The sequence below is a fragment of the Paraburkholderia sp. C35 genome (genome assembly GCF_003121405.1).
GTDB lineage: Bacteria > Pseudomonadota > Gammaproteobacteria > Burkholderiales > Burkholderiaceae > Paraburkholderia.
In genome coordinates, this window is record NZ_QBUY01000173.1 from 1 (window position 1) to 10,811 (window position 10,811).

General features: G+C 62.7%; 8 protein-coding genes. 5 read left to right on the top strand and 3 right to left on the bottom strand.

All coding sequences use genetic code 11. The annotated features are described in order from the left end of the window. Positions 1–185: 185 nt before the first annotated feature. From DK391_RS42555 to DK391_RS42565, 3 genes are read right to left on the bottom strand one after another with little or no spacing between them, the layout of a single operon-like run. The gene (locus DK391_RS42555) at positions 186–1,715 is read right to left on the bottom strand and encodes a CoA-acylating methylmalonate-semialdehyde dehydrogenase (protein WP_109484013.1); all 1,530 of its coding nucleotides are present in this window, start codon (positions 1,713–1,715) and stop codon (positions 186–188) included. Positions 1,716–1,758: 43 nt separating this feature from the next. Then, positions 1,759–3,465, bottom strand: coding sequence for an AMP-binding protein (locus DK391_RS42560; RefSeq protein WP_109484014.1), 1,707 nt, complete (start codon positions 3,463–3,465; stop codon positions 1,759–1,761). A 57-nt stretch (positions 3,466–3,522) separates the two neighbouring features. After that, positions 3,523–4,656 carry an acyl-CoA dehydrogenase gene (locus DK391_RS42565; protein ID WP_109484015.1) on the bottom strand — a complete coding sequence of 378 codons (1,134 nt, stop codon included), beginning with the start codon at positions 4,654–4,656 and terminating at the stop codon, positions 3,523–3,525. Between the two features lie 264 nt (positions 4,657–4,920). Here DK391_RS42565 and DK391_RS42570 point away from each other — a divergent pair, with 264 nt between their 5' ends. From DK391_RS42570 to DK391_RS42590, 5 genes are all read left to right on the top strand, one after another. After that, on the top strand, positions 4,921–5,982 hold the full coding sequence (locus tag DK391_RS42570) for an AraC family transcriptional regulator (protein ID WP_109484016.1): 1,062 nt from the start codon (positions 4,921–4,923) through the stop codon (positions 5,980–5,982). An 85-nt stretch (positions 5,983–6,067) separates the two neighbouring features. Continuing rightward, positions 6,068–7,723, top strand: a complete 1,656-nt coding sequence (locus DK391_RS42575; protein ID WP_109484017.1) for a nodulation protein NfeD — start codon at positions 6,068–6,070, stop codon at positions 7,721–7,723. Continuing rightward, complete coding sequence (locus DK391_RS42580) at positions 7,720–8,499, top strand: slipin family protein (RefSeq protein ID WP_109484018.1); 780 nt, start codon at positions 7,720–7,722, stop codon at positions 8,497–8,499. Before DK391_RS42575 ends, DK391_RS42580 begins: the two co-directional genes overlap by 4 nt. A gap of 188 nt (positions 8,500–8,687) precedes the next feature. Next, positions 8,688–8,939 carry a DUF4148 domain-containing protein gene (locus tag DK391_RS42585; protein ID WP_109484019.1) on the top strand — a complete coding sequence of 84 codons (252 nt, stop codon included), beginning with the start codon at positions 8,688–8,690 and terminating at the stop codon, positions 8,937–8,939. Between the two features lie 419 nt (positions 8,940–9,358). After that, positions 9,359–10,660 (top strand): NCS2 family permease, encoded by a 1,302-nt coding sequence (locus tag DK391_RS42590; protein WP_109484020.1) that lies wholly within the window; start codon positions 9,359–9,361, stop codon positions 10,658–10,660. Positions 10,661–10,811: the final 151 nt, after the last annotated feature.

Sequence of the window (10,811 nt, forward strand, 5' to 3'; positions counted from 1 at the left end):
GGCCGTTGGGGGCCCGCAGGCAAGAACTAGATCTGGCGGTGTTAGCCCGCTTTCTTTTGCCTACTTTTCTTTGCGGCTGCAAAGAAAAGTAGGTGCCGCCCCGCACAGGGGCAACACTAGCAGACCACTAACAAAAAGCGGATGCCAGCAAACAACCCCCAAAACCAAACCCAAACCCCAAACCCTCACCGCAGACTAATAGTCGTATTCACCCCATCACCAACAGTAGCATCATCAAACCACCTGGCCGTCACCGTCTTCGTCTGCGTATAAAACTGCACAACCTGCTTCCCATAAGGCACAAGATCCCCAAGCTTCGACCCACGTGACCCGGTAAAACTAAAAAGCGGCACCGGCACAGGAATAGGAATATTAATCCCCACCTGCCCAACATCGATTTCACTCTGGAACTTGCGAGCCGCAGCGCCACTCTGCGTGAAAAGCCCCACCCCATTCCCCATCGGATTAGCATTCACAAGCGCAATCGCATCATCCAGAGTAGGAACCGTCATCACACACAACACCGGCCCAAAAATCTCAGTCCGATAAACAGACATCTCAACGCTGACATCGCTAAACACCGTCGGCCCGATAAAATTCCCCGCCTCATAACCAGGCACGCGAACATCGCGTCCATCGAGCGCAAGCGTCGCGCCCTCTTTCACGCCTGCCTCGATCAAACCCAGAATGCGCTCTTTCGCGGCCCGCGACACCACCGGCCCAATATCCGTTGTCGGCTCGTGCCCGGCATTGACCTTCAGTGTCTTCGCCTTCTCGACCAATTCCGGCAACCAGTCCTTCGACGCACCCACCAGCCCCACCACGGATGTCGCCATGCACCGCTGCCCGGCCGCGCCGAAGCCGGCGCCCGCCAATGCATTCAAGGTCTGCTCGCGATTCGCATCCGGCAACACCACGGCGTGATTCTTCGCGCCCATCATCGATTGCACACGCTTGCCGTGCTGGCTGCCCAGGTTGTACACATGCGTGCCCACCGCCGTCGATCCCACGAACGAAATCGCCTTCACCAGCTCATGCGTGCACAACGCATCGACCACTTCCTTGCCGCCATGCACGACGTTCAACACGCCCTTCGGCACGCCCGCTTCGATCGCCAGTTCGACCAGTTGCATCGTCGATAGCGGGTCCTGCTCGGACGGCTTCAACACGAACGTGTTGCCGCAGACGATCGCCATCGGGAACATCCACAGCGGAATCATCGCGGGGAAGTTGAACGGCGTGATGCCGGCACATACACCAATCGGCTGGCGCAGCGTGTACGTGTCGACGCTGCCCGCTACGTTCTCCGCGAACTCGCCCTGCTGCAACGTGCCGATCGAGCACGCATGCTCGACCACTTCAAGCCCACGGAAAATGTCGCCTTCGGCATCGGGCAAGGTCTTGCCCTGCTCCGCCGTCAAGGTCTTCGCAATACGCGGCATATGCTCGCGAATCAACGCCTGATACTTGAGCATGATGCGCATGCGCGCACCGATCGGCGTGTTCTTCCACGTTGCAAAGGCCGCGTGCGCCGCGCGGATCGCCGCGTCCACTTCCGCCTTCGTCGCAAACGGTACGCGCGCGAGCACTTCCTGGGTCGCCGGATTCACGATGTCGCGCCACTCGGTCGCGCCCGACTCGACGAATTCGCCGTCGATCAGCAGTTTGACCGTGTCGACCTTGCGGTCAGCCAGTGTCGAAGGAATTGCGCTCATGCTGAATGTCTCCTGAGATAGATGTCGATGGCCTGCTCGATGCTCAATTGCCGTTTCCGTTACGCAGTTCGGGAAAGTCTTCTTCCCAGTACTCGTCCTGCATGCGCGCCGGCTCGTCCGTGCGCTCCAGTTCGCGCCGCCTCAACTCGACGCGGCGAATCTTGCCGGAGATCGTCTTCGGCAGATCGCTGAATTGCAGGCGGCGAATGCGCTTGTATGGCGCGAGTTTTTCGCGCGAGAAACGGAACACGTCGCGCGCCAGTTCCGGGCCGGCTTCGAAACCATGCCGCACCGTCACGAAGGCTTTCGGCACGGAGAGTCGCAACGGGTCGTTGCTCGGCACCACAGCCGCTTCTGCAATCGCTTCGTGCTCGATCAGTACGCTTTCCAGTTCGAATGGACTCAGCCGGTAATCGGACGACTTGAACACGTCATCCGAGCGTCCCACGTAGACGAGATAACCATCGTCGCGTCGCATTGCGACGTCGGACGTGTGGTAGTAGCCGTTGCGCATTGCCTGTTCGGTCGCCTTCGGGTTGTTCGCATAGCCCGTCATCAGGCCGAGCGGACGATGCGCAAGCGGCAGCGCGATTTCGCCTTCCGTCACGGGATGATCGTCGGGATCGACCAGTTCGACGCGATAGCCCGGCAGCGGGCGCCCCATCGATCCCGCCACCACCGGCTGCCCCGGCGGGTTGCCGATCTGGCAGGTGGTCTCCGTCTGCCCGTAGCCGTCGCGGATCGTGATGTTCCATGCATGCCGCACGCGCTCGATGATCTCCGGGTTCAGCGGCTCGCCCGCACCGACGATCTCGCGCAGCTTCACCGCATACGACGCAAGCGGCTCCTGCACCAGCATGCGCCACACCGTGGGCGGCGCGCACAGCGTGGTGACGTTGCAGCGCACCAGCACGTCGAGCGTTTCCTTCGGCACGAAGCGCGCGAAGTTGAAGACGAACACGCACGCCTGCGCATTCCACGGCGCGAAGAAACAGCTCCACGCGTGCTTCGCCCAGCCGGGCGAGCTGATGTTCCAGTGGATGTCGCCGGGTTGCAGGCCGATCCAGTACATCGTCGACAGGTGGCCGACGGGATAGCTCTGATGGGTGTGTTCGACGAGTTTCGGCTTCGACGTCGTGCCTGACGTGAAGTACAGCAGCATCGGATCGGCGGCGCGCGTGACGCCGTCGGGCGTGAACACCGGCGATGCTTCATAGGCCGCGGCAATATCCGTCCAGCCTTCACGCGGCGCGCCGACCGAGATGCGCTTCAACGGTGTATCGAGCGCATCGAACTTGCCAGTCTCCGCGCTATCGACCACGACGAAATTCGCCCCGCCGATCTGCACGCGGTCGCGCACATCGTCGGGCGAAAGCTGCGTGGTGGCGGGCAGCACGATGGCGCCAAGCTTCATCGACGCGAGCATCACGTCCCACAACTCGACGCGGTTCGGCAACATCAGCAGCAGCCGGTCGCCGCGCCCAACGCCGAGTCCGCGCAGAAAATTCGCCATCCGCGACGAACGCTCCGACATCTGCGCATACGAGAGCTTCAGCCCTTCCTGCGCGGGATCGTCGACGATCCACAGTGCCGGATTGTCATTGCCCTTTGCGACGACGTCGAAGTAATCGAGCGCCCAGTTGAACTCCCCGAGTTCCGGCCATCTGAATTCGCTATACGCGCGCTCATAGTCCGTGCGATGGCGCAACAACAGGTCGCGCGCTTCGAGAAAGCTTTGGGCTGACGTCATTGGGTTGTCTCCAGATATACGGCGCGTGATGCGCTCTAATAGCCGATTATTCTGCGCTCAAACGTGCCGCGCGATAACCATTCTTTGTACTTCACTGGTTCCTTCGTAGATTTGCGTGATACGAGCATCGCGATAGTGCCGTTCGACCGCATAGTCCTCCAGATACCCATAGCCGCCATGAATCTGGATCGCCTTCGAGCACACTTCCTCCGCCACCTCCGACGCATACAGCTTCGCCTGCGACGCTTCCGACAGACACGGCTTGCCCGCGCTACGCAGCCGCGCCGCGTGATGCACCAGCAGACGCGCGGCATTCAGACGTGTCGCCATGTCGGCAAGCATATTGGCGATGGTCTGATGTTCCTTCAGCGCCTTGCCGAACTGCACGCGCTCGTTCGCATAGCTGCGCGCTGCATCGAAGGCTGCGCGCGCGATGCCGATTGCCTGCGCCGCTATGCCGATGCGCCCGCCTTCGAGATTCGACAGCGCGATGCGCAAGCCTTCGCCAGGCGCGCCGAGCAGATTCGCTTCCGGCACCTTGCAATCGTCGAGCGAGAGCGGGCAGGTATCCGATGCACGAATGCCGAGCTTGCTCTCCGGGCGCCCGACGTTGAAGCCCGGCGTATCCGTCGGCAAGATGAAGGCCGAGAAGCCGCGCTTGCCCGCTTCGGGATCGGTGACGGCAAACACGATCGCGATACTCGCGCGCGACCCGTTCGTCACGAACTGCTTGCTGCCGTTGATGATCCATTCGCCGTCACGCAGCACGGCCCGCGTGCGGATGTTGTTCGCTTCGCTGCCTGCGTGCGGCTCGGTCAGACAGAACGCGCCGATGCGCTTGCCCGTGGCGAGATCGGCGAGATAGCGGTCTTTTTGCGCGTCGCTGCCGAAGTTGAGAATCGGCCCGCAGCCGACCGAGTTGTGCACGCTCATCATCGTCGCGCAGGCAGCGCAGCCCGCGGCGATCTCTTCGAGCGCGAGCGCATAGGCGATGTAGTCGGTATAGGAGCCGCCCCATTCGGCCGGCACGATCATGCCGAGGAAGCCCAGTTCGCCCATCTGCCGGACAATCTCCGCGGGCAACTGGCCGTCACGGTCCCATTGCGCCGCGTTCGGCGCCAGGCATTCGACCGAGAAGTCGCGCGCCGCGTCGCGGATCATCCGCTGCTCGTCGGTGTAGAAGTCGTCCATGTGTCTCGCTCCGTTATCTGCTGCGCGCCTGCTGCAGTGCACATGCGGCGCGTCTGTCGGAACCCAGTGTAGGCGGCGCGATGGCGGGATTCGATGCCGCGTCCGCTCAATCTGCGTGAGCGCATTTGCCATATTGGGATGTCGACCACTGCCCTGACAAGGCAAAATAGCGATGCACGTGGGATCTTTGCGTCAGCACATGTGAGCGCATTTGCCAGAATGGGACAAAGCGCACTACGGGATTACCAGAGGAACGGCGGCACGATGAAAACCGAAAAAGGCACGATCTCCGTGAGTCTTGTCGACGAGACGCTGGCGCTTGCCCGTGCGCGCGGCGTGGATGTGCAGCCTATCGTCGAGGCAGCGGGTATCGCGCCGCAAATGCTCGCGAGCGCCAAAGGCCGTGTCACGGCAGCGCAATACGGCGCGCTGTGGGCCAACATCGCCCGCACGCTCGACGACGAATTCTTCGGCCAGGATTCGCACGCGATGAAAAGCGGCAGTTTCATCGCGATGACGCAAATGGCGCTGACAGCGCGCAACGGCGGCCAGGCGTTGACGCGCGCAGTCAGCTTCATGCGCCTCGTGCTCGACGACATGCGCGCGCACATCGACAAACGCGACGACCGCGTGCGGCTTGTCTTCACACAACGCGACGGCGCAGCGCAGCCGGCCATGTTTGCGTATGCAACGTACTTCATCCTCGTCTACGGGCTCGTCTGCTGGCTGGTCGGACGGCGCATTCCGCTGCTCGAGGCGCGCTTTCGCTGCGCTGAGCCGCCCGCCGCGCACGAGTACCGGCTGATGTTCTGCGACGATCTCTCGTTCTCGCAGGCCGGGTCGTATGTCGATCTCGCGCCCGACTTTCTGGATTTGCCCGTCGTGCAGACCACACAGTCGGTCAAGCCCTTCCTGCGCGATGCGCCTGCCAGCTTTATCGTCAAGTATCGCAATCCGGGTTCGCTGACGGCGCGGGTGCGCAAGACGCTGCGCGCGCTGCCCATGCAGGCGTGGCCCGGCTCGGATCAGATGGCGGCGCGGCTGCATGTCGCCGAGGCGACCATGCGGCGTCATCTGAAGCAGGAAGGCTATACGTACCAGTCGATCAAGGACGATCTGCGGCGCGATATCGCCATTGCGCAGTTGCAGCGCGGCGGACAATCGATCGCCGATATTGCCGTTGCGCTTGGCTTCGCGGAGCCGAGCGCGTTTCATCGGGCGTTCAGAAAATGGACGGGGATGCGGCCGGCGGATTATCGGGCTGCGAACGCGCACGCGGCGGGCACGGGTATGTCCCGCCGCACGCAACTCGCGGAATCCGACTAAGCTTAAGACAGGCCAGCTCTTTCAGGCCTGGCGCGCCGCCACGCGAACGCGATCCGTCGCGCCGCTGCGCGCCCGGCCGTCGACGATGGGAACGTACCGGCTTCTCCCGATCCGGCTAGCGGGTTCGCGGCGCACGCTCCGGCGTGCGTGCGGAGATTCCGTGGCCGCCGGTTGCCGCACGGCAAGGACACACGCGCTGCCCGGCACCAGCGACGGCAGCATGGCGGCGGCGAGCCAGTGGCGGCGGCTCCTGCTGGCCATCGTCGTGTGCTTCGCCGCGTTAGCGCTCTCGACCCCCGCCCCCGCCGCCCAGTCCGCTATCGCACCCGGCAGCGTGGTCGTGATTCCCGTGGCGGGCGCGATCGGCCCCGCCACCGCCGAGTTCATCGTGCGCGGCCTCGCCCGCGCCGCCGACGACCACGCGCAACTCGCCGTGCTGCAACTCGACACGCCCGGCGGCCTCGACACCTCGATGCGGCAGATCATCAAGGCGATCCTGGCGTCGCCCATACCTGTCGCCACGTACGTCGCGCCGGGTGGCGCGCGCGCGGCGAGCGCCGGCACCTATATCACCTATGCAAGCCACATCGCGGCGATGGCGCCCGGCACCACCCTCGGCGCGGCGTCGCCCGTGCAACGCGGCAGTGGCGGGCAGGAGGCGCCGCGGCCCGGCCACCCGCCCGCGTTGCCGGGCGCCGCGCCCGCGTCCAGTCCTGCAGCGAAGGACGGCGAAGCGTCAGGCGCGCTTCCCCTCGACAGTCAATCGACCGAACAGCGCAAGCAGCTTCACGACGCGCAGGCTTATATCCGAGGTCTCGCGCAACTGCGCGGACGCAATGTCGACTGGGCCGAGCGCGCCGTGCGGGAAGCCGTGAGCCTGTCGGCGCACGACGCGCTCGAACAGAAGGTGGTCGACCTGATTGCGCGCGATCTGCCTGATCTGCTGCGGCAGGTCGATGGCCGCACCTACGACACGGCCGCCGGCCCTAAGCGTCTGACGACGGCGCACGCCCCCATCGTCACGCTCGAAGCCGACTGGCGCAGCCATTTTCTGGCCGTCATCACCGATCCGAACGTGGCCTTGATCTTGCTGATGATCGGCATGTACGGCCTGTTCTTCGAATTCGCGAATCCCGGCTTCGTCCTGCCCGGCGTGGCAGGCGCAATCAGCCTGCTGCTGGGCCTGTTCGCCATGCAGATGCTGCCCATCAACTATGTCGGCCTCGGGCTGATCTTCCTCGGCCTCGCGTTCCTGATCGCGGAGGCGTTCCTGCCGACCTTCGGCACGCTGGGCTTCGGCGGCATCGTTGCGTTCGCGATCGGCGCGCTGATGCTGATGGATACCGACGTGCCCGGCTACGGCATCCCGCTGCCGATGATCGCGGCCGTCGTGGTGTTCAGCGTGCTGTTTATCTTCGGCGTGTCGAGCCTCGTGCTGCGCTCGCGTAGGCGCCCTGTGGTGACGGGCGCGGAGGCGATGATCGGCAGCATCGGCGTGGTGCTGGACGATGGCCTCGTCGCCGACGATACCGAATCCGCCCGCGACGATGGCACGCAGGACAGCCTGCTGCACGGCGAGCCGCAGCGCGTCGGCTGGGCGCGCGTGCACGGCGAGCGCAGGCGCGTCTGCAGCGCGGCGCCGCTTGCGGCGGGCCATGCCGTGCGCGTGACGGGCCGGCGCGGACTGATGCTCACCGTGGTGCCCGAGCGCGCTGCATCACAACAGGGAGAACGCACATGATCGGTTTCACTTTCGGCTTCGGCAGCATCCTGATTCTTCTGGCGATCGTCCTGATCGCGTCGTCGGTGCGCGTGTTCCGCGAGTACGAGCGCGGCGTGGTGTTCATGGTCGGGCGGTTCTGGAAGGTCAAGGGGCCGGGCCTCGTGCTGATCATTCCCGTCGTGCAGCAGGTCGTGCGCATGGATCTGCGCACTGTCGTGTTCGACGTGCCGCCGCAGGACGTGATCACGCGCGACAACGTGTCGGTCAAGGTCAATGCTGTCGTGTACTTTCGCGTGGTCGATCCGGAGCGCGCGGTGATTCAGGTGGCGAAGTACTTCGAAGCCACCAGCCAGCTATCGCAGACCACGCTGCGCGCCGTGCTCGGCAAGCATGAACTCGACGAACTGCTGTCCGAGCGTGAGCAGCTCAACACCGACATTCAACGCGTGCTCGATGCGCAGACAGACGCGTGGGGCATCAAGGTATCGAATGTCGAGATCAAGCATGTCGACATCAATGAAACGATGATTCGCGCTATTGCGCGACAGGCCGAAGCCGAGCGCGAGCGGCGCGCGAAAGTGATTCACGCCGAAGGCGAACTGCAGGCGTCGGAGAAGCTGTTGCAGGCCGCGCAAATGCTCGCGCAACAACCGCAGGCCATGCAGTTGCGCTATTTGCAGACCCTGACAACCATTGCCGCCGACAAGAATTCGACCATCGTGTTTCCGCTGCCTGTCGATCTGTTGACGGCTGTGCTCGAACGCATGGGCAAGCCGTCACAGCACATGGGATAGCGTTCCGGTGCATGCACGCGAATCCATTCAAACGTTCGAATACGCAATTGCCGTGCGTATGCACGAATCAAGCCTCATACAGGTCTATTGATACAAACTGAGCAACGGTTCATTTCGTTTCTCAACCTTACGCATTGCGAATACAGAACCTAGAATAAAAGGGTCATCCTAACTTTTCGAGCCCTGCCATGAAGCTGATTCCTCGTATGGTTGTGGGCGCGCTGATCGGCATAGCAGCCGTATCGTCGGCATTTGCACAGACGTCGCGCGCCTATGATCAGAACACGCCCAAGACCCGCGCCGAAGTAAAGGCGGATCTCGTCCAGTGGCGCAAGGCGGGCTACGATCCGCTCGACTGGATCAACTATCCGGCCAATGCCATCGCGGCGGGCCGCATCGTTGCGCAGCAACGTGCGCAGGCTCAAGGCGCCCAGCAGTAATACCGGCGTGATGTGACGCGGCGCGCGTGTCCCCGACCGCGCGCCTTTATCATGTCTGCCGTGATGGCCGTTTTCCCTGCTCGCGCGAGACCGCGCACGCGCTTGCGATGACATATCGCGAAGCCGCTTCCACCGCCCTTCCTGCCTTCCCGTTCATCGTGTAATCCGACCTGATGCGTCGCGTCAGGTATCATCACGCCCCTTCGTCAGCAAAATCGCATCTGGACGCCGCTCGTTGCCGCGGTGACCCGCGCCCGTGTGCCGAGTGTTGCATCGTCTCCACGCGTGCGAGGCGCAAATGCGGTATTTGCTGAACAATCGTGATTAAATCCGCCCGTGGCACCACGATGGCCGGACGCGGCAGAAGAAACCCGACAAGCAGTGACCAACGACATTTCAAACGACGAGAGACTCGGCTCATGGACTCCGTAAAACGGTATTTCGGCTTTGACGAAGCAGGCACGACCCTGCGCGTGGAAGTGCTGGCAGGCGTCACCACCTTCCTCACAATGGCCTACATCATCTTCGTCAACCCGGCGATTCTCGGCGATGCGGGCATGCCCAAGGAATCGGTGTTCGTGGCGACCTGTCTGGTGGCGGCGCTCGCTTCGCTCATCATGGGCTTCTATGCGAACTACCCGATTGCCTGCGCGCCGGGCATGGGCCTGAACGCGTACTTCGCGTACACGGTCGTCAAGGGGATGGGCTTCACATGGCAGGCGGCGCTGGGTGCCGTATTCATCTCGGGCTGCCTGTTCATGATCGTCACGCTGTTCCGCGTGCGCGAAGTGATCGTCAACGGCATTCCGCATTCGATCCGCGTCGCGATCACGGGCGGCATCGGGCTGTTTCTGGCGATCATTTCGCTGAAGACGGCGGGCATCGTCACGGGCAATCCGGCGACGCTCGTTACGCTTGGCAACCTGCACGATCCGCATGTCGTGCTGGCGATCATCGGATTCTTCGCGATCGTCATGCTGGATGTGCTGCGCGTGCGCGGCGCGATTCTGATCGGCATCGTGGGCGTGACGATTCTGAGTTTCTTCTTCGGCGGCAATGAATTCCACGGCATCGTGTCCGCGCCGCCGTCGATTTCGCCGACGCTGTTCCAGCTCGACGTCAAGGCTGCGCTGTCGACGGGTGTGTTGAACGTGATTCTGGTGTTCTTCCTCGTCGAGCTGTTCGATGCGACGGGGACGCTGATGGGTGTGGCGAATCGCGCCGGGTTGCTGGTGCATGGCAAGATGCATCGACTGAATCGCGCGTTGCTGGCGGATAGTACGGCGATTCTCGCCGGGTCGGTGTTGGGGACTTCGTCGACGACGGCTTATATCGAGAGTGCTTCTGGTGTGCAGGCGGGTGGGCGCACTGGTGTCACTGCTATCACTGTTGCTGTGCTGTTTCTGCTTGCGCTGTTTTTTGCGCCGCTGGCTGGGGTTGTGCCGGGTTATGCCACGGCGCCGGCTCTGCTGTATGTGTCTTGCCTCATGCTCAGGGAGATGGCCGATCTGCCATGGGATGATGCTACGGAAGTTGTTCCGGCTGCTTTGACCGCTTTGATGATGCCGTTCACGTATTCCATTGCCAATGGTGTTGCGTTTGGGTTTATTTCTTACGCCGGGTTGAAGTTGCTTACGGGACGCGCGCGTCAGGTCAAACTCGTGGTCTGGGTTATTGCTGCTGTGTTTTTGTTTCGGTTTTTTTATCTTGGGTCGGAGTGAGGGTTGGGGTTGGGTTTGGTTTGTTCGGTCTGCTCGGTCATCGCTGGCGTCCGCTCATTGTTGGTGGTCTGCTAGCGTTGCCCCTGTGCGGGGCAGCACCTACTTTTCTTTGCCGCCGCAAAGAAAAGTAGGCAAAAGAAAGCGGGCTAAC

What these genes read in the sequence shown, in the direction of transcription:
- DK391_RS42570 (WP_109484016.1), top strand. Translation starts at nt 4,921, where the DNA reads ATGAAAACCGAAAAAGGCACGATCTCCGTGAGTCTTGTCGACGAGACG.
- DK391_RS42555 (WP_109484013.1), bottom strand. Translation starts at nt 1,715, where the DNA reads ATGAGCGCAATTCCTTCGACACTGGCTGACCGCAAGGTCGACACGGTC.
- DK391_RS42585 (WP_109484019.1), top strand. Translation starts at nt 8,688, where the DNA reads ATGAAGCTGATTCCTCGTATGGTTGTGGGCGCGCTGATCGGCATAGCA.
- DK391_RS42560 (WP_109484014.1), bottom strand. Translation starts at nt 3,465, where the DNA reads ATGACGTCAGCCCAAAGCTTTCTCGAAGCGCGCGACCTGTTGTTGCGC.
- DK391_RS42590 (WP_109484020.1), top strand. Translation starts at nt 9,359, where the DNA reads ATGGACTCCGTAAAACGGTATTTCGGCTTTGACGAAGCAGGCACGACC.
- DK391_RS42565 (WP_109484015.1), bottom strand. Translation starts at nt 4,656, where the DNA reads ATGGACGACTTCTACACCGACGAGCAGCGGATGATCCGCGACGCGGCG.
- DK391_RS42575 (WP_109484017.1), top strand. Translation starts at nt 6,068, where the DNA reads ATGGGAACGTACCGGCTTCTCCCGATCCGGCTAGCGGGTTCGCGGCGC.
- DK391_RS42580 (WP_109484018.1), top strand. Translation starts at nt 7,720, where the DNA reads ATGATCGGTTTCACTTTCGGCTTCGGCAGCATCCTGATTCTTCTGGCG.